Raw genomic sequence first — 25,415 nt, forward strand, 5'->3', positions numbered from 1 at the left:
TAAAAACGGCACTTTTGTCACAAATAGCGGAACAAGTGTCCGCGATCAGCCCAGATTTACTTGAAAATCCACGTTACCTCGGAGTATATGTATTATGTGCTCTATCTTAAAAAGCACTCACCATTTAAAAATGATGAGTGCTGTTGATCTTAGCCTTCTAATAATAGATCATATGGATCTTCTAATAATTGTTTGACGCGTACAAGGAATTGTACTGCTTCTTTTCCATCTACGATACGGTGGTCGTACGATAATGCGATATACATCATTGGACGAACTTCAATGGAATCATCAGGCATTACAACTGGACGTTTTTGAATCGTATGCATTCCTAAAATACCAACTTGTGGCGAGTTTAGAATTGGTGTTGATAATAGCGATCCAAAAATTCCACCGTTTGTAATTGTGAAAGAACCGCCCTGTAAGTCACTAATTTGCAGTTCTTTATTTTTCGCTTTGGTACCTAAATCAGCGATTTGCGATTCTATACCTGCAAAATCTAAACGATCTGCATCACGTACTACTGGAACAACTAAACCATCGTCTGTTGATACAGCAATTCCGATATCATAGAATTTCTTCTTCACAATCTCGTTTTCTTGAATCTCTGCATTTAAGTATGGGAAATCTTTCAATGCACTAACTACCGCTTTAGTAAAGAACGACATAAAGCCTAGTTTAATACCATGCTTTTCTTGAAACTTATCTTTACGTTGGCTACGTAGTTTCATCACTGCAGTCATGTCTACTTCATTAAATGTTGTAAGCATTGCTGCTGTGTGTTGAGCTTCAACAAGACGATTAGCAATGGTTTGACGACGGCGAGTCATTTTCTCGCGCTCTACTGGTTTATCAAACTCTTCTTTGGAACTAGAAGCTTTTGCTTGATTATCTGCTTTAGACTTCTTATCTGCTTTTTTAGATTTCGCTGCGTTCTCGACATCTTCTGAACGAATACGTCCTAGTGGATCTGCCGGAGTAATATCATTCAGATCAATGCCTAACTCACGAGCACGTTTTCTCGTAGCTGGTGATGCGACAACTTTTTGTTGATCGCCTGCTTTTTTCGGTTCAGTTGCTTCCTTACTAGCTGGCTCTTCTTTCTTCGGTTCTGCTTTTTTCTCTTCCTCTTTTGCTTTTGGTTCTTCTTTTTCGTCAGAGCTTTCCGTTGAACCTCCGCTAGCTTCACCACTTTCATTTATCTTCGCAATGACTTCTCCTACTTCTACATCTTCACCTTCGTCTTTTACAAATTCAGCAATTACACCTGAATAATCAGCATTAACCTCTACATTAACTTTATCTGTTTCCAGCTCACAGATCGGATCACCTTTCTCGACGGAATCCCCCTCACTAACTAGCCACTCTGCTATCGTACCTTCCGTAATAGATTCTGCTAATTCTGGGACTTTAATTTCCTTCATTGGTTTCTCCTCCTTCAGACAGCTCTAATGCTTTTTGTACTATGCGTCTTTGTTCTGTTTTGTGTATGTGTGGATCACCTACGGATGGTGACGAACGTTCAGTACGTCCAACATAGTGTAATTCTAATTTTGTATCCTCAAGCATTCTGTAAAGCAATTCTTTTACAAAGTTCCATGCACCCATGTTACGTGGTTCTTCTTGTACCCAAACCACTTCTTTCAATTTAGGGCATCCATCAATAACCTCTTGAATCCTCTTGTCAGGGAATGGATAGATTTGTTCTAACCGAACGACATGAATATCTTCATATTTCTCCGGGCTTTCACTCATTTTGTCTTGAATATCTACCATAACTTTCCCTGTACCAATTAATAATCGCTTCGCTTTTTTGGATGTTAACTCTAAGCCGGGCTGAGGTATTAATGATTGGAACTTACCATTCGTAAACTCATCTATTGTTGACACTACTCGCGGACTGCGTAACAAGCTCTTGGGTGTTAGAACAACTAATGGACGAGCCGCTTCACTATCAACTAATGCCGCTTGGCGTCTTAACAGATGAAAGAATTGTGCACTGGTTGTTACATTAGCAACAATCCAGTTATTTTCAGCTGCCATCGTTAAGAACCTCTCTGCTCTTGCACTGGAGTGCTCTGGCCCTTGCCCTTCATAACCATGTGGTAATAACATCACCATATTAGAACGTTCATCCCACTTCGCACGACCAGACGAGATAAATTGATCAAAAATCACTTGGCCTGCATTGGCAAAGTCGCCGAATTGTGCTTCCCAAATAACTAATGTTTTTGGTGCTTTTACACTATAACCGTATTCAAAGCCTAGTACTGCAGCTTCAGATAATGGACTGTTGTGAATGTCGAATGTCGCTTTTGCTTCATCCAGTCCATGCATCGGGCAATACGTATCACTTGAATCCACATCATGTAACATTAAGTGACGGTGTGCAAATGTTCCACGTTCTGAATCCTGTCCTGTAATCCGAATTGGAATACCGTCTTGTAAAATCGAAGCATAGGCTAATGCTTCTGCTACTGCCCAGTCGGCTTTTTCATCTTTTTCAAATGTATGATGACGCTTAGATAATATTTTTTCGAGCTTCTTAAAGGATTGGAAACCTTCTGGTCTTTTTAATAGACCCTTATTAAGTGAAAGTAGTAAATCCTTTGGCACCGATGTTTCAATGTCACTCAATCCATTACGCAACGCCTGTGGTACTGGCAATGCTTCGGGATTTTCATTAACACTTTCCGTCATATCATCATAAATGCCTTGTAATTTATTAAAAACAGCTTCTTTCATTTCTTCAAAAGTATTTTCTGCTAAAATTCCTTCTTCTTGTAGTCGTTTAGCATAAACATTGGCACAAGTTGGATGTTGATCAATTGATTGATACAATTTCGGTTGTGTAGCACGTGGTTCGTCCATTTCATTGTGACCATAGCGTCTGTAACCGACTAAATCAATTAACACATCTTTTTGAAATTTTTTACGGTAATCATATGCTAATGTTGCTGCTGAAATACAAGCTTCCGGGTCATCTGCATTAACATGGATAATAGGTACTTCAAAGCCTTTCGCTAAGTCACTTGCATACCTAGTGGAACGGCCCTGGCGCTGACCAGTTGTAAAACCTACTAAGTTATTCGCAATGATATGCAATGTTCCACCTGTTCGATAGCCGTCTAACGCACTAAGGTTAAAGGTTTCTGCTACTACACCTTCGCCAATAAATGCCGCATCACCATGAATCAAAATACTAAATGCTTTATTGACATTTTGCTCTGGACTACCTTTTTGGAAACGAAAATCTTGTGCTGCTCTTGTAAAACCTTCTACAACTGGGTTAACAAACTCCAAATGTGAAGGGTTATGTGCTAATGTAATTTTCGTTGGAGATGGTTTCTCTTCCCCGACATCGCGTTTTGCACCAAAATGATATTTCACATCACCAGTCCATCCGTACGTAATCGCTCTCGAACCTGGTGAAGAAGGCACTAATTCCTTATCTGCTGACGGATGAAACTCAGAAAATAATTTATCAAATGGCTTACCTAAAATGTGTGTCAGTACACTTAATCTTCCACGGTGCGCCATTCCCATCAGTATTTCTTCTGTTTCATCATAGAAGGAATTTTGAACAATGCGGTCTAAAATAGGAACCATCATTTCCAAACCTTCAATAGAAAAACGTTTCTGCGCTACAAAAGTTTTTGCTAGAAAATTTTCAAAACCTTCTACATCTACGATCTTTCCAAGAAGTTCTTTTTTCTCCTTTTCTGAGAAAGGAAAACGATACTTACCAGACTCAATATTCTCTTGGAACCACAAGCGCTCTTCGTCATTGTTTACATGATCGTACTCAAATGAAATCGTTCCTGCATATTGAGCTAACAAATAATCAACAACGTCCTGCGCATTGTTCACCCCTTGAACAGTGGCATCCCAAACCCATTCAGACGGAATCGCTTCCAAAATGTCTTTACTAAGATTGTAATAGCTTGGATCAACAAGTGTAGTATCACTCATAATACCTGATCCTACAGAGTAAATATCAGCTTTCAAATGACCATAACGACGAATAGCCTCAACAAGCTTAATTGCTGAGGTTAATTGTTTCGCACTTATATCAGATGATAAGCCTTTACTGCTTGCTACCTCTGCTTGCTGTCCTTCCATTAATTCTTTTGGAGCTCCGTACTGATCAAACATTTCTTTCAGGGATGAATCGACAGAGTCTTTGTTTTCCAAATAAAGTTCATACTGCTCTTGTACATAGCCCATATTAGGACCGTAAAATTTTTTCCAGAATCTCTCACTGGATTCCTGCTGTGTCACGTCTTATACCCCCATTAGAAGTCACTTTCTCCTGCTAAACTAAACTCCCATCCAAATGTTGTAATGAGTAAAACATTACATCAATAAATATAACCTATTTTACCTAGGGAAACAACATATAAGTTACGATTTTTTGGAAAAGTTTATTAAGTATAAAAAAAGCTTAAAAAAGCTCGATTTTATGCGTTAAAAGGTACATTATGATCGTTCATGAGAATGCTTACAAAAAAGGGATATTACTTCACACTTTTTTACCATTCTAAACTTAATAATGTGCTATTGTTTATAGTTATTTTAGTGAATCTAAATCATTAATACGAGCCATGCATTTGTCACCGACTCTCTGATATGATTTACTTTTAAGATAGGACTATGGTAAGGAGGAAAATGTAAAATGAAAGAACAAGATAAAAATCCTATTAAAATAGCCAATCGTGAAGCACTCATTGGCGTCATTTTAGTAGTATTTCACTTTATCTGGTGGTTTGCTTTTGCTTATGGCTTAGGAAAAAAAGAACCTGCTGAGTATCAATATATTTTAGGATTTCCTGCTTGGTTTTTCTATAGCTGTATTGCTGGTATTATCATTATGTCCATTCTTGTATTTATTATCGTAAAATTCTTTTTCACTGATTTACCTTTTGATGATGAGGAGTTCGAACAATCATGAATTTAGTAGCATCTATCACATTATTCAGTTCCGTTGCCATTATTTTTTTTATTGGTTTATTGGCGAGCAGAACGACTAATACAAGTGCTTCCTTTATGGAAGATTATTATTTAGGCGGACGCAGCTTAGGCGGATTTGTCTTAGCGATGACAATGACTGCAACATACGGAAGTGCCAGTAGTTTTATCGGTGGGCCCGGGGTAGCCTACAATGAAGGGTTAGGTTGGGTATTATTATCTGTTATCCAGGTCTCCACAGGCTATTTCACCTTAATGATTCTCGGAAAAAGATTTGCAATCACCGCAAAAAAATATAAAGCGATCACGATGGTAGACTTTCTAAAAGAAAGATACCAATCCAAATGGGTTGTATTATTGTCTTCATTCAGTATTATAGTCTTTTTATTTTCAGCCATGGCCGCTCAATGGATTGGCGGAGGCCGATTAATCGAATCTATTACTGGCTTATCCTATCATTCTGCTTTGCTTATTTTTGTTTTAACTGTACTCATTTATGTTACATTCGGTGGGTTTCGCGCAGTAACTTTGACGGATTCCATTCAAGGAACGATTATGATTATCGGAACTGTCATCCTACTGGCATCGATCATTATAGCAGGGGGCGGTATTTCTTCGATCATGGCTAACCTTCGTGCTGAGAATCCTAATCTAATTACACCATACGGGGCAGATGGAAGCTTATCACCACAATACGTATCCTCTTTTTGGATATTGGTTGGTGTTGGTGTAGTGGCTTTACCGCAAATTGTGGTTCGGGCTATGTCCTATAAAAACACGAAATCATTTCATCGTGCTCTAATCATTGGTACTATTGTCGTCGGTGTTATTATGTTAAACATGCATTTAATCGGGGTATTTGCTCGTCCGATTTTGCCAGGTGTTGAAGTACCTGATACAGTAATCCCGTTAATTGCTTTAGAAGTATTACCAGCTTGGTTGGCAGGAATTGTGCTGGCAGCACCACTCGCAGCCATCATGTCGACAGTTGATTCCTTGCTATTATTAGTCAGCTCAACCATTGTTAAAGACGTCTATCTTAATTACATACAGCCAACAGCCTCTAAGAAAAAAGTTCGTACATTAAGCATGACCATAACCGCTATTTTAGGTTTGATTGTATACTTAATTGCAATTAATCCACCTGATTTAATCATTTGGCTGAATCTATATACTATTGGCGGGTTGGAAGCTGCATTTATTTGGCCGGTTGTAATGGGTATCTATTGGAAAAAAGGAAATAAATATGGAGCAATCGCGGCGATTATCACAGGCTTCAGCTCGTATATTTTATTTCAAGCCGTTTATCCAGAACCATTCGGCATGCATTCAGTTGTCTCTTCGATAGCGATTTCACTGATTGCCTATGTAGGGGCTAGTTTGAGCTTGAGAAACAAAGTGCTGTAAATTTATTGGACACTTTACAAAGAAGCTGGGACAAAAGGGTAATTAGATAGGAAAAATCCGAACATGAAAGTCTGAGTACACATACCGCTTCGGCAAAATACTTCGCTTTCCGTGGGCGATCTTGAGCTAACTGTGTGAAGAAAAACACTTCACACAGTGGATCTTCGGCTCGCGTGAATTCCCACAGGAGTCTGCGTATTTTGCCTACGCTTAGTTCAGATTGTTCGGATTCTTATTCTACCTATTTAGTTACGTCCTAGCCTCTTTCTTATTATCGATTCAACAAGCTACCAACATAACGCAACAGATCATTAGCAGATTGTGTATTATAGCCATACTCTTCTACTAAAGTTGCTACTACTTCATTCATTTTTTTCAACTGCTGCTCATCTGGTGTTTTCGTGGAAGTGGTAATTTTTACTACGTCCTTCAAGTCAGCAAATAATTTCTTTTGAATTGCTTCGCGTAGGCGTTCATGTGATTGATAATCAAACTTTTTGCCTTTGCGTGCATAAGCTGAAATTCGGATAAGAATCTCTTCGCGGAATGCTTTCTTGGCATTTTCAGAAATTCCTATCTGTTCCTCGATCGAACGCATTAATTTCTCATCAGGGTGCATTTCTTCACCTGTTAGTGGATCCTGTAATTTTGCTTTATTACAAAATGCTTCCACATTATCTAAATAATTGTCCATCAGCGTTTTGGCAGATTCTTCATAGGAATATACAAATGCTTTCTGTACTTCTTTTTTCGCCAGTTCATCATATTCTTTACGGGCAATCGAAATGAAGTCCAAATAATCTTCTTTTTGTTCTTTCGTAATCGAAGGATGATCATCCAAGCCATCTTTCAATGATCGCAATACATCAAGCGCATTGATTGCCTGCATTTCTTTACGGATAATCGTCGACGAGATACGATTGATGACATAACGAGGATCAATACCTGTCATCCCTTCATCTGAATATTCCTTTTTCATCGTATTTACATCTTGATCACTAAACCCTTCGACATCTTGATCGTTGTATAAATAAAGCTTTTTCAACAAAGTAACATTACTTTGTTTAGATTCTTTCAAACGCGTCAGGACTGTAAACATCGCTGCAATCTTCAATGTATGTGGTGCGATGTGAACGTCCTGGATATCACTTTCTTCAATCATTTTTTGATATATTCGCTCTTCCTGATCTAATTTTAAGTTATATGGAATCGGCATCACAATCATTCTCGAGTGTAATGCCTCGTTCTTTTTATTAGAAATAAAAGAACGATACTCAGATTCATTCGTGTGAGCTACTATCATTTCATCTGCTGAGATCAAGGCAAATCGACCTGCTTTAAAGTTACCTTCCTGTGTTAATGAAAGTAAATGCCAGAGAAATTTCTCATCACATTTGAGCATTTCCTGGAATTCCATCAGCCCGCGGTTGGCTTTATTCAACTCCCCGTCAAAACGGTATGCTCGAGGGTCTGACTCAGATCCATACGTCGCAATCGTAGAAAAATCAATTGAGCCGGTAAGGTCCGCAATATCCTGTGATTTCGGATCGGACGGGCTAAATGTACCGATACCAACTCGTTTATCTTCTGAGAAAAAAATCCGCTCTATTTTAACATCTTCAATTCTTCCGCCGTATTCCTCCTCAAGTCGTAGTCTGTTTAACGGAGATAAACTTCCTTCAATTTTAATGCCATACTCTTCTTCAAAATCTGATCTCAAATGCTGTGGTATCAGGTGCAGTGGGTTTTCATGCATAGGACAATCTTTAATGGCATACACCGCCCCTCTATCTGTCAACGTGTACTTCTCTAAACCTCTTTTTAATAATGTGACCAAAGTGGATTTCCCGCCACTTACCGGTCCCATTAATAATAAAATCCGCTTTTTAACATCTAGCCTTTTCGCAGCCGGATGAAAATATTCTTCAACCAATTTCTCTAATGCTTCTTCCAAACCAAATAATTCATGGCTGAAGAAGTTATATTTACGCACACCGTTTTCTTCTTCTACTCCTTCATCTTTTATCATCTGGTAGATACGGGAATGAGCAGATTGTGCAAGGTACGGTTTTTCTTTCAACAATTCAAGATACTCTGCAAATGTACCTTCCCATTTCAAGGCATCTTGTGTTTGACGATATTCTTGCACCCTTCTTAAGATATCCATAGAACAACCTCCCAATAATGTAAACCTTGCTTATGCTTCCAAGCATGATGTAATAGGTTCAGTAGTTGCCATATCTATATCTATGTGGGAGCAAGGCAAAAAATGAATCGAGTATCGATAAGAAAGCAGATTGATTTGTCAGGATAAGTAAGAGTCCAGAAACGTTTAATATTCACCAAAAGGCCTATAAGAAAAGCATGGAGAACTAATCTCCATGCTCAGTTACTTAATGTGGTTTTCGTATTTTTTTGATTTCATCTGCTACAAATTGCACTTGAGTTCCAACTATTACTTGGATGCTATTTTTACCTACAATATTAATTCCTGGTACACCAGTATTTTTTATTCTTTGTTGGTCAACGGCATCCATATCTTTAACGTCTAATCTTAATCGTGTCACACAATTATCTAACGTAACTACATTTTCATCTCCGCCTAATCCAGCATAAATTTCTTTGGCCATTGCGGCTATATCATCATTAGAAGAAGATTCCTGATTCACATTTTCGGACTGCAGCTCTACATCATCTTCCCGACCTGGTGTTTTGAAATTAAATTTCGTGATTAAGAAACGGAATAATGCGTAATAAATGACAGCGATAACTAATCCTTGAACAAGTAACATTAGTGGTTGATTAGCTAATGGTAATCGTGAGCTTAAAAAGAAGTCAACAAAGCCTGCACTAAATCCAAAACCTGCTGTCCAATTAAATGTAGCTGCCACAGCCAGGGAAATACCTGTTAACAATGCATGCACTACATATAATGCAGGAGCTAGGAACATAAAAGAAAATTCTAACGGTTCTGTTACACCAGTAAAAAAGGAGGCAAAGCCTGCTGCTAAAAGTAACGATGCCGCTGTTTTCTTTCTTGTAGTTTTAGCTGTATGATACATTGCTAATGCTGCTGCTGGTAAACCAAACATCATTACCGGGAAGAAGCCTGCCATGTACATACCAGTAACACCTTTTTCGCCTTCTCCGGACCAAAAATTCGCAATATCATTGATCCCTGCAACATCAAACCAGAAAACGGAGTTTAAGGCATGATGAAGGCCAGTCGGTATTAATAATCGATTGAAAAAGCCATATAAACCTGCACCGATTGCATCTAAATCTAAAATTGCCTTACCGAATGAAACTAATCCAGAATAGACAACCGGCCAAACAAAGAATAGAACGGCAGATACAATTAAACTAGATACCGCTGTCATGATTGGGACTAAACGCTTACCACTAAAAAACGCAAAAGCATCTGGCAATTTCACATGACTAAATCGATTATACATAATAGAAGCAACAATACCTGAGATAATTCCGATAAATTGATTTTCAATACCGCCAAATGCAGCATTCACATTTTCTGGATCAACACCTTGCAACAGTGCTACAGATTCCGTCGATAGCAAGGTCGTAATAACTAGATAAGCTACTAACCCACTCAATGCAGCAGAACCATCCTTGTCTTTGGACATCCCAAAGGCTATACCTACCGCAAATAGTATTGACATACTTTCACCGGAAACAATAGATTCACCAGCTTTAATTAAAAAGGCTGCTATTACATTTGCTTCCCCCCAACCTTCCGGGTCCATCCAATAGCCAATCCCCATTAATATCGCAGCGGCTGGCAATACGGCAACCGGTAACATTAACGATCTACCGATATTTTGAAGATATTTCATAACCATCATTAGTTCCTCCTATATTAAAAAAATTTAATTACTGTTTAATTCTATTAAGGTGAATCGTAATATAGCCGAGCTCTGATTCAGGAAAATAAATATCATACTTGTTTTGGATAATATTTGTTACTTCCTTGGTGCATTGATAAGCATCCGCAAACTTCTTTTGAATCATCGATAACATTTCATGATCTAATTCATGCATTTCATAGTGACTCACTCGAGATAAAGCAAAATGTAAATGGGTAACAAGCCTTTGATAAGATATATCATCTTCTCTATATGTCATCTCCATTTTCTGCATGATAAGTTGAATCATTTCTCTTACAATGGCAGTATGCTTAATCGTCTGACGGTAATCACCCCCTTGAAGCTTCATCGTATGAATATGCAGAGCAATATGAGCCGCTTCATCAATCGGAACATCTATATTATATTTTTCACGCATTCGCTGAACTGCCCATAAACCAATTTCATATTCATTTCGATACAATATCTTTATTTCATTTAAAAGCTTATTTTGGAGAAGAATACCATCCTGTATCCGTTCAATCGCGAATGAAATATGGTCTGTCAAAGCAATATGAATATGCTCACTTAACTTAGTGCCAAGATACTTTTCAGCATAGGAAATAATTTCTTCTGAAATAAGAAAATGTTCCTCTGGAATTCGATCCAACAGCTGCTGTAATTTTTCATTTTCCTTCATTACAAAAAGCTGTTCGACTTTCTGTAGGTTAATGACATCATTCTTTTTCTTACCGAATGCAATGCCAGTGCCAATCGCTACTTTTTCTACTTCTTGGTCCGTTACAAGTACAGCGTTATTATTCAAAATTTTTTTCAATTTCATTCCATCATCTCCATTCTTGGCAGAAGTCGTCATTCCTAACACTATCCACTAATCGTTAACACCGTTGTCTTCCCAGCTACACATTCCTTTTCTAAGGTTAGGTTATACTCGTTCTCATTTTGGTTACTATTAGTAATGACTATCGGAGTTATAATATGTTCTACTTTATTACGAATATAACCCAAATCCGCCTCCATTAACCGATCACCAACTGAAACATGATCTCCCTCTTTTACTAAGATACGAAATCCCTCGCCATCTAAGGAAACAGTTTCTAATCCAACATGGATAAGTATTTCCATGTCATTTGGCGTTTTTAATCCAATTGCATGCTTACTGGGTGCAATTTGAATAATCGTTCCTTCAATAGGTGCGACAATATTATCTTCTTTCGGTATGATCGCAACTCCTTCCCCCATCATTTTTTGACTAAAAACAGGATCCGGTACTTTTTCAAGGGGTACTATTTTTCCAGTAATAGGTGCTTTTAATTGTATAGGGGTAGAAGATTTTTTAAACAAGTTCTTAAACATTATTCAGTCTCCTTTTGCTATGATTTTCTTTCAAACAGAACAAAAAGCATGAAGAAATATTAAAGGGAGATATACCAACCTTTATAATTTCTCCATGCCTAATCTCATTAGTAACATGTGAGTCATGATTTAATTAGCCAATTCCAATTACATATAGATTACCACAAGTAGGTTTAGTTGTCTATACCTAAAATATATTAACTATATTTAGTTACTCTTGTTACAAAAAATATTATTCCACCGCCAGCTATTACAAGTAAGCCGATTAATATATAATGAAATTGGTTGGTCGCTGTATCTGGAAGACGTTGACTTTCCGTTTGCTCTTTTTGATTTTCGGTAGATGTAGTACTTCGCTTTTCTTTTTTCTCATCAGTTGTACTGTCTTTATCCGAGTTATTTGTTGACGTTCCTTCATCAGATGTTTTTTCATTCGAGTTTTGATCACTGTTATCTGTATTAGACTGATCATCTTCTTTTTCACTATCCTCTGTTTGTTCCTCATCAGGAGTGCTGTTCTCGAATACCCCGTATAAACTGAAATGAGGAACATCTGCCATAACGATTTGTTGTTCCTTATCGTACTCGACATCTATTTCTTGCTGTTTTTTACCATTCTCCCCCAATAAATAAACAGCTAATTGATCCCAATTTTCTATCTGGTCTTCATTCACTGTGAAAGTCAATGTAACTTGATGCTCACCAAAGTCAGCCATTACTTCTTCTCCAACTAATATCGTTAAATCATAAATAGAGCTAACCTGATTATCATGCTCACTGTTTATCTCCTTTGCAGCTTCGGCAAGATGGAACGTAATATTCTCTTCTGTCTGCAACAGTTCAACCGGTACTGCCATGGCAATATCTTTATAATAAATCACTAACTCATAGTCTTCTTGTAATTCTTCCAAAAGGGATGCATTGAAAACGATGCTTTCCTGATTACTTGAATTAGTATACATATACTGATTATCACTGATCTCTAGTTCAGCTATATCCTTAACCGTACCATCATCAGGAGGTGTAGGTTCAGGTGGTGTTGTGCCGTTTGTAAATTCATTAAAAATTACAGATAATAGTCTACTCTCACGATCTGCACTTAACTCCCAAATCATCGCTCCGCCAAGTTGACGGTTTTCCAGATAGGCGATTTTATCTGCTATCGAACGTTCATCATCATAGGTAATAAATTCGCCTGTTTCTTCATTAAATAAATATGGTACTTTGGAAATATCATTCCAATAAGCAGTATATTGCTCATCTGTTAATTTATTGGCCATAATATCATCATAATCATAGACCCCTTGTTCCCATGTTCCATCTCCTGCACCTTGACAGTTTTGATAATAACCACCATTAGGGCTATTCTCCGCATTATCACAGCCAGCCCATGAACGACCATAAAAAGGTAATCCCATCACTAATTTATTAGCAGGTACACCTGCATTTAAATGTCCTTCGATTGCTGTGTCTACATTAAATACATCTGTGTCTGGGACACCTGCGTCCATTGCAGTTGGATCAGCAAATAATGGAGCATTATGTGCACTGGTAGATTGCCAGCTTCCGTTAAAGTCGTAAGTCATAATGTCAATAAAATCAACTATTTCTGCAATTTTTTCCATTTCATTATTTTCTAGATAAGAAGGATTTGCACTAGAAGCAATCGCTAATTCATATTCCTTGCCGTCTTCTTCCTCTGCTTTGTCTAATTGATCACGTATGGTTTGTAATAACAAAGTGTGATTTTCTTTATCTTCCGGGCGGTGAACATTTCCTTCCTGTCCACCACTAACCGGGTATTCCCAATCGATATCTACACCATCCATTTCATACTTTCTCATAAAAGCAACTGCTGATTTTGCAAAAGTTTCCCTAGTATCTTCTGATGCTGCTATATGGGAGAAATTTTTCGAGAATGTCCATCCCCCAATAGATAATAAGGTACGTAGTCCCGGGTTTTCATCCTTTAATATAGCTAAACCACCTAAGTTTCCATAAAAATCTCGATCCCAATCTTCTAATTCCTCTTCAGTAAGTCCTAATACATTAGGATTTTGATAATCTGCCCACGGATCAGCGGATACTACTGTACCGTTTGTTACCCCTTCACAATCAGTTGTATCTGCATGACCTTCACCTTCCCAACAATAATCCGCAAATGCATAAACGATATGTGTTAATTTACTTGCATCAATATCTACCGCTTGATAATCTCTGCCATATGTTGACCATTGCGTATAATATCCGACAACACGATAATCATCTTCAGATTCTGATGCAGTCATTTCTTCTGTTGCTAGGAATAATAAACCAACAGCAACTATTACAATTGCGACACAACCTGATACTAACCACTTCACAACATGTTGACATTTCTCTTTCACTATCACTCTTTCCTCCACTCCTTTAATAGATTAATAGAATACATATTGATGTAAGCGCAATCTATTTTAGGAACAATAGATGAGATGACTATACCTCTATACAAGATTACAGAATTCATTATTTTATGTCAACATATTTTTAGGGTGATCACTAGCATTTTGATACGTAGCAATCACCCTTATTTAATCAGATATATTAAAGCCTATTTTTTACTAGATTTCTTTTCCTTTACCAAGAGCTTTCATCACATCAATTAGCCCTTTACCGAACCTGCTACCATTCCTTTCATGATTTGCTCTTGAAAAAAAACATACATAATAACTGTCGGTATAACAGCTATAGCCATTGCGGCCATCGTTAAAGAATAATCTGTACTGTAACCATCAGAAAAAATCGATAAACTAAGTGGTAAAGTTTTCAATGAAGCATCATTGATAAATACAAGCGCAAAAATGTACTCATTCCAATACCGTAAAAATGCTAATATAGCTACGGTTGCCATTGCAGGAACCGCAATGGGAAGCATGATTCGAAAGAAAATCCCCCAATAGCCGGCCCCGTCAATGACAGCAGCTTCTTCGATTTCCTTTGGTATGCTTGACATATAAGCAGTTATTAAAAAGATAGCTATCGGTAGTTCAAAGGCAGTATATGGCAATATTAATGCCCAATATGTGTTTAGCATTCCTATCTCATTCATAATCGAAAACAATGGTACAAGTGTACTATGAATAGGGATTAACATACCTAATAGAAAAAATAACATGATAAAACCTTTCCACTTAAAGGAGAACCGCGAAAGTACATACGCCGTTAATGCACCTAGAAATACAGTAAAAATCGTTCCGACAACTGTAACAACAGTTGAATTTATCATAGCCCCACCCAAATCGGCTAAATTCCAAGCTCTAACGAAATTATCGAATGTCCATTCACTCGGTAATGCATAAGGAAACTGAAAGAACTCATCTGTCGATTTAAAAGCACTAATAAACAGCCAGTACAGCGGATAGATCATGCAAAAAGAGAAAGTGATTAAAAAAACAGTTTTCATTACTTTTAATATTGATTTTTTCTGTTTAAAAACCGGGTTAAAGGATCTATTTGCTTCATAAACCACATCTTTTCTCATCTTAAATGCTCATCCCCTTCTCTTCTTTTCGTCTCATTAAAATTTGACTAATTAGGATTAGGATAAGACTAACAATAATAATCATAGTAGATACAGCTGAGCCATATCCATATCGATAAGTCATAAAGGTGTTGTTATACATGTAAGTTGCTAATAGTTCGGTTGATTGGGCAGGGCCTCCACCGGTCATTACAAATACTTGATCAAAAGCTTTTAAACTGCCTGAAATACATAATACAACTGCAACTTTTATTGTTGTCCACATCATGGGTAAAGTAATATAAAATAATTTACGAAACCCGTTCGCTCCATCCATTTTTGCTGCATCTTCTATTTCAGTAGGAATGTTTTGAATAGCCGCGATAAAGATAATTAAATAAGGACCAATGTAGTTCCATATAATAGGGACGGACACTGCATACATATTTACAGCTGGATCGGATAACCACGCTCTGGTCCATGATTCTAAGCCAAGCATTTCAAGTAACGCATTGACAATACCGAATTCTGGATTGTAAATATATCCCCAAATTAAACCAACTACAACCGTTGATATTACCATTGGTAAGAATACAGCAGAACGTACAAAGCGCTGAAATAATGTAGTTTTACGTAACAGAAGCGCTAATAATAATGCGATAGGTACTTGGCCAAAGACAGAAGCGACCACAATGATCATATTATTTTTTAAGGCTCGCCAGAAAATTGGGTCATTTACTACTTCTAAATAATTAGCCCATCCTATAAAACTAGGTTCATTCATGCCTGACCATTTAAAGAAACCATAATACGAAGACCAAAAAATTGGCACGATAACAATAAATGTATATAATAATAATGCTGGCAGTAACGATATGATAATCCAGTGCTTTGCTTTTAGTATGTCTTGCACTTTATCCCCCCTTTGTCAAATCTAACTAAACTCTTCTTATCTTTACTACTAACGCAAGAGCATTAAAGAGCGTGCAATCACATAACATGTAGCAGCCTCTATATATTTTGAGGTAATTAGCGTATGATTTACTCTTCTTCTAATGATTGAACCTGAGCTTGTTGCACCTTTTCAGCAACTGTTTCCAGATCTCCACCTAGCATAATTTCTTGCAGACCATTATTTATTGCTTCACCTGCTGCTGCTGACAAATACAAATCATAAACTGGTGCAAATTCTACACTTCTAGCCAAATTAAATGCCTCATAATATAAGGGTGATACATTTTCTGGTTCAATATCTACGTCATACATAACCATAGAATCACTTTCAGCAATGGCTTTTTGTGCCTCTTCATTACTCAAAGCATAAATAAGCTCTAACCCTGCTTCTTTCACGTTACCTTCTGCCTCACTATTCAACACAAATCCACCACCTGGTCCACCGGTTATCGTATTGGCTCTTCCTTCACCATCTTCTATCCTGGGTACTACTGTTACTCCAATGTTTTCAATCACGTCTTCTGATGCAGATGCTGCTAAGCTACTTACTGTCCATGATCCATTGATCATCATCGCTGCTTTTCCTTGTGCGAAATATTGCTCTGCTTGTGTATTATCTATACTATTGGCTCCTTCTTGATAAGCATCAGCATCTACTAACTGTTTAAAATAACCTAAGGCTTCAATAAATACAGGATCTGTGAATGAAGCTCCATCTTGTTCAACTGCATTCATGAACCACTCCGTTCCAGTTACTCTGTCAGCAATCGCTCCAAAGGTCGTGGATTGAGCAACCCAAGGTGCTTGATTCCCCATAGCAATGGGTGTAATATCCTGGTCATTAAAAGTATGAATCACATCTAAAAATTGATCCCATGTTTCTGGAACTTCTACTTCATTCGCCTCAAATAATTGCTTATTATAAAATAAATAAGAAGTGGATGACATACCGACTGGAGCTGAATAAGTATCGCCATTGTCTCCATATTCATACGCTTCTAAACCGGTTGGCAAAAATGAATCAGCCCAATCACTATGTTCCTCCATTAACGGAGTGATCGGTTGAATTAATCCACCATTATAAAATTGGTCTGTAAAACTACCGGCATAAGTAAAAAACACATCTGGTAGTTCCTGTGCTGCAGCTACCGTACTAATTCGCTGACGGTAACCATCCACTGGAATTGCCTCAGCTTCAACACTTATGTTTGGATTCTCCTCATCAAATTGGTCTATTAAATCACGAACTGTCCTAGCTCTCAGATCATCTCCAGCAAAGTTGTGCCAAATGGTCACCGTTGCTTCTGCCGATTCTCCGGTACTTTCTGTATTTTCCGTTTGGTCACTGTTGCATGCGGTTAACCAAATACTTATCAACACCATTAGAAATAAAAATAGATTTATGTTCCTCATTTTTCAAGCCTCCTTTTGGAATTAAGGTTATTTTATTGTAAGCGCTTAAAATTTTTGAGGGGGTAAATCAAAGTGAATAGGTGGAAAAAAACAAACTTACTTAAAACTGCTTGAACTCTTCTCATCTGGCATCTTTTTTTGCTCTATATTGTGAAGGGGTTTGCCCTGTCTCCTTTTTGAATTGGCTAGTAAAATACTTCCAATCAGAATAACCAACTTGTTCCGATATAGATTTAATTTTAGCGGGTGTATTCACCAGTAGCTCCTTTGCTTTTTTCAAACGTAATTCCGTAATTAATTCCATATAAGATTTTCCTATTCGCTTTCGTAGCATGTCGCTTAAATAGTTGGGATGTACATTGACAAATTGAGCAACTTCTCTTAATGAAATCGCATTGCCTAGATTCATTTCCATATATTGAATAGATATTTCAACGAATCCTCCTTCACTACTTACTAATTGGCGGTATAATTCTAGCATTCTAGTGAAAGTTGGGATCAGAAATTCTTTTGGCAAAGTCAGCCATTGATGAACAGGTAGAAGTGAAGGTAATTCATCCACTTCAACACCGACCGAAAAAGCAACCCGATGTATAAGCCTGATCATGGTAATATATAATGATTGGATCACTAACTGAATAGATTCCGGGGTAGCATGCGGATCTTTTATCATTTTTTCCACTAATTGTTTCATCCATTTTTCTAAATCTGTTGCATTACCACTGTTGATTTTTTTCATAAAGTCGTTTTCGTTTTTTTGGATAAATTCTGCTTTTGAAATCCCTTTACGGTCTTGCACGTCTTGACTAGTAATCATACGCCTATCTTTTAATATATTCTGATAACCTAAAAGAACTTGAGCTTTTTCATAAGACAGCGGTAAATCACTTATTTTTTCAACTACTATTCCCATTAAAAATATATAATCTAAGACAGGATATAGTTTTTGAATAGCCATATTTATAATATAGTCATCTTGGTAAACATCAGATCTAAAGGTAAGAATAAATGTTTGACCATTTAATTGAAACCACCATCCTTTTAAATAACGATTCCATATTTGCTCACATTCTATTAATACAGAATTGTCTATTAATGTATCGATTATAATAATTTGATAGAATGTACGATCTGTCGGTGATAGTAAATCATGGAGATGATGCAATTCTACTTTCGTGACTTCCCCATTTAATAACTTGTTAACAGTATAGGACAGGGTTAACTGCGATTCAGTTCTGTCTTGACGAAGCTTTCTTCCATTTGCTTCTAATCGCTTTTTTACTTTTTGAACCGCTTCTAATATTTCTTCTGGACTACTATTTTTTAATAAATAATCACTTACACCTTCACGGATAGCCTTCTGTGCATAGGAAAATTCATCATAACCTGTTAAGACTATTACTTCTATTGGTAATTGTAGCTGCTGAATTTCTGATGCTAGCTCAAGTCCGCTTTTTCCTGCCATTTTAATATCTGTTAAAACAATTTCCGGTGCATATTGATGAATCTTATGGATGGCTTCTTCAGCAGAGGCAGCTGGCTCTAATATTTGATAACCATACTTTTCCCACGGTACTACTTGAGAAATAGCTTCGCGAATGATGACCTCATCATCTACAATTAATACTTTCATTTTATGAACCTCTTTTCTAACGAAACAACAAATGAAATAGTTGTTCCGTTATTTTTCTCACTATTAATTGTCAGCCTTGATGTTGAGCCATAATGCATAGATAATCTTAAATTAACATTACGAAGACCATAACTTGTTCCAACCACTTCTTCTAATTTTTCATCTATTAAGAACCATTCGTTTAATTCTTTTAGTTTTTCCTTTGATATACCGATTCCATTATCCTGAACATGTATACACAAACTATCCTGCTCCCAATACCCTGTTATACCGATCTTTCCTTGCTTGTTTTCGTTAGGCAATAAACCATGAATAATGCTATTTTCTATTAAAGGTTGTAATACTAATTTCAGCATATAATATTCCTCCACTTCTTCTGGAATATTTATGTTCAATTGAAATAGATTAGGATATCGTAATTGTTGGATTCTCACATAGTTATTAAGATGCTCAAGCTCTTGTTTTATCGTGCAATATTCATCACCTTTATTAAGACTGTATCTTAAAAAATTACTTAAAGCAGAAACCATTCTGGAAATCTTCATATCATGATTCACAAGTGCCATCCAGTGAATCGAAGCTAATGTATTGTATAAGAAATGCGGGTTTATTTGCGCTTGTAAGGCTTGTAAATCTATTTCTCTCTTACGTGCCTCATTTCTTTTTACTTGATCCAGCAAACGATAAATTCGCTTATTCAACTTATTATAGCTATCCAATAATAAGCCAATCTCATCACTTGAATGTAAGGACACCAACTTCAAACCAGCTGTTGGATCAGAAGTTTGTATAACTTCTGTTAACTTCGACAAAGGTCCAATCACTTTACGAACGAAAAACAACACTAATGCCGTGACTAGAAGAATTGCGATAATAATTGCCAACAAGGTTAGTTGTAAAAACTTTCGGTTCTCAGCGGTAAATTTCTTTGTAGGGATGATACTAATTAATGTCCAATCAACTTCTGGCACTTCACTAGATATAATTGTGTTTTCCATTCCCTCCATATTTGTTGTAAATGGGGTTTGATTTGCTTTTAACCATTGAGATAAATCTTTCAGATGAACATCAGAATTGGAACGATTACCAGCAGCTAATAAGATATCATCCTTTAATAAATATGTTGTTCCTCCCCACTCCAAATCTACAGCTTGTAGATATTTTTCCATAACTTGTTGGTCCAGAAAAATGCTCAAATAGCCAATTAGTTGGTAGTCATCCGTACTTCTTATCGGACGATGCAAAGTAATGACATCATTTTTATATCGAAAACTTTTTATAACGTTCTGTTTATGATTCACACTATATTCAGCTTTAGAAGATAAAGTTGAAAGGGTAGAAATATTCCGGTTTTTATTGAGCGGTTCAATTAAGATATTTGCAATATAGGATTTAGAATAAGTCAAATTAGATAAAAAACCATAGACATTCCACCTTTGTTGCACCGTGTTTTTTTTTGTTATTAAATATTGTTGCACATCGTCATTTCCAATTAAAAAAACTGACATATTATCAACATCATTCACAATAAATTCAAGAGATTTTTCTAGCTGGTCCAAAGAAGATTGGGCAGATTCCGTTGCTCGTTGTTTCGCAAGATGGTTTGCTGTGAAATAAGAAATAGTACCTAACAAACTAATTGGAATGAGTACAGCTAACAACACAAATACAATTAATTGATGCTGAACCGACTTTTTAAACCATCTATACAAGCTACACACCTCCGATACAGTCATCTATACCATTAATAGAATTTTAGTTGGATTATATCACCAATCGATTATCAAGTAAATAACTATATCAATTGCGTCATACATGCAGATAATATTTATAAATTTATCGTTTTATGTATAGACATCTATACTTAAAATTGATATTCTTTTGTCATAAGGGGTGAAATATATGACATATTCGTATGTATTACAGAATGTGAAATTCGCTACCGGGCGGAAAGTGGATATGGTGATTAGAAATGGTCGAATTGCTGAAATTACCAAGGCTGGAAAAGGAATAGCGCAGGAAAAATTCAATTATTCTGGCTGTTATGTGTCGAGCGGGTGGATTGACCTACATGTACATGCAAATAAAGCATTACATCCATACGGAGACGAAATAGATGAAATTGGTGTTAAACAAGGTGTAACAACCATTGTGGACGCTGGAAGTTGTGGTGCAAACAATGTAAGCGATATCCTTGATGCTGAGAAGGTGCATAAGACAAATTTATATGTGTTTTTAAATATTTCAGCTATCGGCCTTACGAGAATGGATGAACTATCTAATCTGAAATGGATAGATGAACAGAAAGTAGTGGATACCATTGCTAAATATCGCGAGAAAATCATTGGACTTAAAGCTAGAATAAGTAACAGTGTTGTGAAGGACAACGACATTATGCCATTACAAATCGCCAAAAAATTTTCTCGTCTTACCTCCCTACCATTAATGGTACATATTGGTTCAGCTCCACCAGCTATTAACGATATTTTAAGATTACTAGATCGAAAGGATATTGTGACACATTTTCTAAACGGGAAAAGCAATAATTTATTTGATCAGAATGGTAATCCACTAAAAGAGCTGCAACAGGCAATCCACCGTGGGGTGTTGTTAGATGTGGGCCACGGCAGTGCAAGCTTTTCCTTTCAAGTTGCGGAGTATGCCAAAAAGCATCAAATCTATCCTTTTTCGATCAGTACTGATATTTACCGGGAGAATCGGCAGAATGGTCCAGTGTACAGCTTAGCTCATGTAGCCAGTAAATTTCTCTATCTTGGCTACTCTTTGGAACAAGTCATCAATGCCATAACCATATACCCTGCCCAAGCTATAGGAATGCCTGAGTTAGCTACCATTGCAGCAGGTGAAAATGCTAACTTGACAATATTTAAGATGGCAAATAAAAAAACGGTTTTAGTTGATTCAGTTGGAGAAGAGAGAATTACCAATCAAATGATCGTACCTAAAGGAGTGGTAAAGGATGGCGAACTTATTACATGCTAAATACGGGCTAAAGCGAGTGATTAATGCAAGTGGCAGAATGAGTATTTTAGGGGTTTCGGCACCAAATGACAGTGTTATGGACGCAATGAAAATAGGAGCAAAAAACTATATCGAAATAGCTGATTTAGTAGATAAAGCAGGGAGCTATATAGCGGATAAATTAGACAGTGAAGATGCGGTCGTCGTTAATTCTGCTTCGAGTGGAATCGCGATGTCAATTGCAGCTCTGGTAACAAAGGGAAATAAGTTTGATAGTTTAAAACTACACCAAAAAGACATTCCAGAAAATGAAGTGATCTTATTTAAAGGACACAATGTTCAATACGGAGCTCCAATAGAAACCATGATTCATTTAGGAGGTGGAAGACTAGTAGAAGCCGGCTATGCCAATGAAGGTAGGAAGGAACATTTAGAAGAAACAATAAGCGACAATACGTGTGCTATTTTATATGTCCAATCCCATCATGCCGTTCAAAAAAACATGATAACGGTGGAGGATGCATGGGAAGTTGCCAAAAAATATGGCATTCCCTTTATTATTGATGCTGCCGCTGAAGAAGATCTGCAAAAATATATATCCTGTTCCGATCTTGTTATCTTCAGTGGTTCGAAAGCTATTGAAGGACCAACCTCGGGCATTGTAGCAGGAAAAAAACAATACATTGATTGGGTAAAAGTCCAATTATATGGAATCGGCAGAAGTATGAAAGTAGGAAAAGAAGCTATTTTCGGGTTACTTCAGGCAATTGATAATTTCTTTAACAAAGAAGATCATAGTCGAGAAGAACGAGACAGCCTTCAAGCCTTACATGTATTAAATGAATTGGATGGTGTTACCGTTGATATTGTCCAAGATGAAGCGGGAAGAGAGATTTATCGAGGGAGAATCAAGGTTAATCCAATCCAAGCAAGCATGAGTGCAGAAGAATTAGCTACTGCTTTAAGAATCGGAAAGATCGCTATCTACACTAGAGATTATGGAGTAAAGCAAGGCTTTTTCGATATTGATTCCCGCCCATTACAGGGAAATGATATCGAGATTATTGTTCAAAGAATCCAGGAGGTTTTAGGAGGTAGTTCATAATGGCTTCTATTTTTAATCACTTTTATCAAAATCGGGTTGCTTTAAATGTATTAGCCAACAGTATCGATAACGCGAAAGACATCTATCAAGCTGCTGAAAAACATGTACTAGTTGGTGTTTTATCTAAGGATTACCGAACAACAGATGAAGCTATACTGGCTATGAAAGCATATGGTGCAGCAATAGAGGATGCAGTCTCGATCGGACTCGGAGCAGGAGATAGTAGGCAAGCACCAGTAGTTGCTGAGATAGCAAAACAATATCCGGGCAAGCATATAAATCAAGTATTTCCATATGTCGGACAAACGAAAGCAAATACGGATAAGCAAGATTGTTGGATTAATAGCTTAGTAACACCTACTGGGAAGATTGGTTACGTCAATATTTCAACAGGTCCTATTAGTGAACATGCAGAAAAAGCGATTGTTCCTGTCAAATCTGCTATTTCATTAGTTCGTGATATGGGAGGAAAGGCACTTAAATATTTTCCGATGCAAGGTTTAGCGACAATAGATGAGTACAAAGCCGTCGCCAAAGCGTGTGGTGAAGAAAACTTTGCACTAGAGCCTACTGGCAGTATAGATAAAACAAACTTCACTGAAATATTGGATATTGCCTTATCAGCCAATGTACCGCAGATCATTCCCCATGTTTATTCATCGATTATTGATAAAGAAACTGGGAAGACCAATGTTGATGATGTAACCTTTTTACTACAACAAGTGAAAAAGCTGGTTGATCAATATGACTAAGAAAATCGCAGCCTTTGGTGAAGTAATGATGCGTATGCAAGTACCTGAGAATCTACTGCTGACACAAGCCAATTCTTTACAATATTCGTTTTCAGGTACAGGGGTAAATATTACTGGCAGTATCGAAAAATTAGGATATAAAAGTGCACTCATTTCAACACTACCAGCTAATCCAATTGGTGATGCTGCTATTTCTCATTTACAAAAGCTCGGCATTTCGACCGATTATATCGCCCGATCAGGTAATTATATCGGAATGTATTTTTTAGAGAATGGAATTGGTGCTCGGCCAAGTCGTGTAACTTACTCCAATCGTATGGAAAGTAGCTTTAATACCGCAAGTAAATCCAACTATTCATTTCATAAAATCGCTGAAGAGATCGACTTATTACATGTATGTGGGATAACACTAGCTATGAATGAAAATGTTCGACAGCAATTGATACTGTTAGCTAATTTAGTCAAGGAGCAGGGTGGTATTGTTCTCTTTGATTGCAATTACCGTCCTTCCCTATGGGGAGAAAACGGCCATATAAAAGCAAAACCATACTATGAACAACTACTGAACATTGCTGATATAGTGATGATGAATGAGAAAGATGCACTTTACACATTAGAATACCACTGTCAGCATCAAGAACGTGAAAAACAGTTAGAGGAACTGATTCCAAAAGTGGCAGAGGAGTACAACATAGCTATACTAGCAGGTACCCATCGAACGATTCATCATGATGACTCCCATTCTATTAAAGGCTATTTATATCAGTTAGGGAGATTTCATTATGCAAAGAAGGAACAATTTCGTGTTTTGGACCGTATAGGAGCTGGCGATGCTTTTGCAACAGGCATTATTCATGGAAAGCTCCAAGACTATCAACCGCAACAAACGATTCAGTTTGCGACCGCTTCATGTATGCTAGCACATACCATTGTAGGTGACACACCACTATCGACCAAGCAAGAGATTTTACAAGCAAGCAACCACCAAATCCGTGATGTAATTAGGTGATAACAACTGTCGGCAACAGCAATGAAATGTTGCCGACAGTTGCAGTTGGTGAAGTTGATGTAATTGATGATATCTTCTGCTTCTTTCTTCAATTCAATCACAAAAGATATAGTTTGTTAATGAACTAAGGATTTTAGGTAATAAGAAAAACCGGGAAAACCCACCCGGTCCTGTTCAAAGTAGTTATTTTGACATGATTAATAGTCGTAACAACCGCTTCGGCTTGCCCACTTCGCTTTCCAGGGGGCGTGTCTTCAGCTAACTTTGCAAAGAAGATCGCTTTGCAAAGTGGATCTTCAGATCACGCTGATCCCCCAGGAGTTGAAGTGGGCGGCCTTCGCTATTATCAGGCTCTACAACGCTAGCATGAAGTAACACAGCTGCTTTTATACTCACGGATAGCGGTCCATTGTAAAAAAAGTCAACCTATTCCTTCTGACAAGAATTGTTGCACCT

18 protein-coding genes are annotated in these 25,415 nt (G+C 37.2%); 6 read left to right on the top strand and 12 right to left on the bottom strand.

What is annotated here, in order from left to right; all coding sequences use genetic code 11:
* Positions 1 to 149 precede the first annotated feature (149 nt).
* Together odhB and J5J03_RS11770 are read right to left on the bottom strand one after the other, a co-directional pair.
* Positions 150 to 1,424, bottom strand: coding sequence for a 2-oxoglutarate dehydrogenase complex dihydrolipoyllysine-residue succinyltransferase (gene odhB, locus J5J03_RS11765; RefSeq protein WP_208589743.1), 1,275 nt, complete (start codon positions 1,422 to 1,424; stop codon positions 150 to 152).
* On the bottom strand, positions 1,411 to 4,281 hold the full coding sequence (locus J5J03_RS11770) for a 2-oxoglutarate dehydrogenase E1 component (protein WP_208589745.1): 2,871 nt from the start codon (positions 4,279 to 4,281) through the stop codon (positions 1,411 to 1,413). The genes odhB and J5J03_RS11770 overlap by 14 nt, the downstream gene beginning before the upstream one ends.
* A 394-nt stretch (positions 4,282 to 4,675) precedes the next feature.
* Here J5J03_RS11770 and J5J03_RS11775 point away from each other — a divergent pair, with 394 nt between their 5' ends.
* Positions 4,676 to 4,951, top strand: coding sequence for a YhdT family protein (locus J5J03_RS11775; protein WP_208589746.1), 276 nt, complete (start codon positions 4,676 to 4,678; stop codon positions 4,949 to 4,951).
* Positions 4,948 to 6,375: a sodium/pantothenate symporter gene (panF, locus tag J5J03_RS11780; protein WP_208589747.1), complete on the top strand. Its 1,428-nt coding sequence runs from the start codon at positions 4,948 to 4,950 to the stop codon at positions 6,373 to 6,375. Before J5J03_RS11775 ends, panF begins: the two co-directional genes overlap by 4 nt.
* Positions 6,376 to 6,646: 271 nt before the next feature.
* Here the strand turns inward: panF and J5J03_RS11785 are convergent, their stop codons facing one another.
* The 10 genes from J5J03_RS11785 to J5J03_RS11830 all read right to left on the bottom strand — a co-directional run bounded on the left by J5J03_RS11785 (position 6,647) and on the right by J5J03_RS11830 (position 20,823).
* The gene (locus tag J5J03_RS11785; protein ID WP_208589748.1) at positions 6,647 to 8,542 is read right to left on the bottom strand and encodes a PrkA family serine protein kinase; all 1,896 of its coding nucleotides are present in this window, start codon (positions 8,540 to 8,542) and stop codon (positions 6,647 to 6,649) included.
* A gap of 226 nt (positions 8,543 to 8,768) precedes the next feature.
* On the bottom strand, positions 8,769 to 10,232 hold the full coding sequence (nagE, locus tag J5J03_RS11790) for an N-acetylglucosamine-specific PTS transporter subunit IIBC (protein ID WP_208589749.1): 1,464 nt from the start codon (positions 10,230 to 10,232) through the stop codon (positions 8,769 to 8,771).
* 31 nt (positions 10,233 to 10,263) lie between these two features.
* Entirely contained in the window at positions 10,264 to 11,079 is an 816-nt protein-coding gene (locus J5J03_RS11795; RefSeq protein ID WP_208589751.1) for a PRD domain-containing protein, read from the bottom strand.
* Between the two features lie 41 nt (positions 11,080 to 11,120).
* A complete protein-coding gene (locus J5J03_RS11800) occupies positions 11,121 to 11,612 on the bottom strand; it encodes a PTS sugar transporter subunit IIA (protein ID WP_208589752.1) in 492 nt (163 codons plus the stop codon).
* A gap of 197 nt (positions 11,613 to 11,809) precedes the next feature.
* On the bottom strand, positions 11,810 to 13,999 hold the full coding sequence (locus J5J03_RS11805; RefSeq protein WP_208589753.1) for a glycoside hydrolase family 18 protein: 2,190 nt from the start codon (positions 13,997 to 13,999) through the stop codon (positions 11,810 to 11,812).
* A 254-nt stretch (positions 14,000 to 14,253) separates the two neighbouring features.
* Positions 14,254 to 15,132, bottom strand: a complete 879-nt coding sequence (locus J5J03_RS11810) for a carbohydrate ABC transporter permease (RefSeq protein WP_208589754.1) — start codon at positions 15,130 to 15,132, stop codon at positions 14,254 to 14,256.
* 1 nt (position 15,133) lies between these two features.
* Entirely contained in the window at positions 15,134 to 16,024 is an 891-nt protein-coding gene (locus J5J03_RS11815; RefSeq protein ID WP_208589755.1) for a carbohydrate ABC transporter permease, read from the bottom strand.
* A 128-nt stretch (positions 16,025 to 16,152) separates the two neighbouring features.
* Positions 16,153 to 17,478, bottom strand: coding sequence for an extracellular solute-binding protein (locus tag J5J03_RS11820; RefSeq protein ID WP_208589756.1), 1,326 nt, complete (start codon positions 17,476 to 17,478; stop codon positions 16,153 to 16,155).
* A 121-nt stretch (positions 17,479 to 17,599) separates the two neighbouring features.
* Positions 17,600 to 19,111 carry a response regulator transcription factor gene (locus J5J03_RS11825; RefSeq protein WP_208589758.1) on the bottom strand — a complete coding sequence of 504 codons (1,512 nt, stop codon included), beginning with the start codon at positions 19,109 to 19,111 and terminating at the stop codon, positions 17,600 to 17,602.
* A complete protein-coding gene (locus J5J03_RS11830; protein ID WP_208589761.1) occupies positions 19,108 to 20,823 on the bottom strand; it encodes a sensor histidine kinase in 1,716 nt (571 codons plus the stop codon). The genes J5J03_RS11825 and J5J03_RS11830 overlap by 4 nt, the downstream gene beginning before the upstream one ends.
* Positions 20,824 to 21,013: 190 nt before the next feature.
* On the opposite strand from J5J03_RS11830, the gene J5J03_RS11835 reads away from it, so the two are divergent.
* Genes J5J03_RS11835 through J5J03_RS11850 form a run of 4 tightly spaced genes read left to right on the top strand, consistent with a single transcriptional unit; the run spans position 21,014 to position 24,959 of the window.
* Positions 21,014 to 22,114 (top strand): amidohydrolase/deacetylase family metallohydrolase, encoded by a 1,101-nt coding sequence (locus tag J5J03_RS11835; protein ID WP_208589762.1) that lies wholly within the window; start codon positions 21,014 to 21,016, stop codon positions 22,112 to 22,114.
* A complete protein-coding gene (locus J5J03_RS11840) occupies positions 22,092 to 23,198 on the top strand; it encodes a DgaE family pyridoxal phosphate-dependent ammonia lyase (protein ID WP_208589763.1) in 1,107 nt (368 codons plus the stop codon). The genes J5J03_RS11835 and J5J03_RS11840 overlap by 23 nt, the downstream gene beginning before the upstream one ends.
* Entirely contained in the window at positions 23,198 to 23,950 is a 753-nt protein-coding gene (gene dagF / locus J5J03_RS11845) for a 2-dehydro-3-deoxy-phosphogluconate aldolase (protein ID WP_208589764.1), read from the top strand. The genes J5J03_RS11840 and dagF overlap by 1 nt, the downstream gene beginning before the upstream one ends.
* On the top strand, positions 23,943 to 24,959 hold the full coding sequence (locus tag J5J03_RS11850) for a sugar kinase (protein ID WP_208589765.1): 1,017 nt from the start codon (positions 23,943 to 23,945) through the stop codon (positions 24,957 to 24,959). The genes dagF and J5J03_RS11850 overlap by 8 nt, the downstream gene beginning before the upstream one ends.
* Positions 24,960 to 25,415: the final 456 nt, after the last annotated feature.

Source organism: Gracilibacillus suaedae, from assembly GCF_017599345.1.
Lineage (GTDB): Bacteria > Bacillota > Bacilli > Bacillales > Amphibacillaceae > Gracilibacillus > Gracilibacillus suaedae.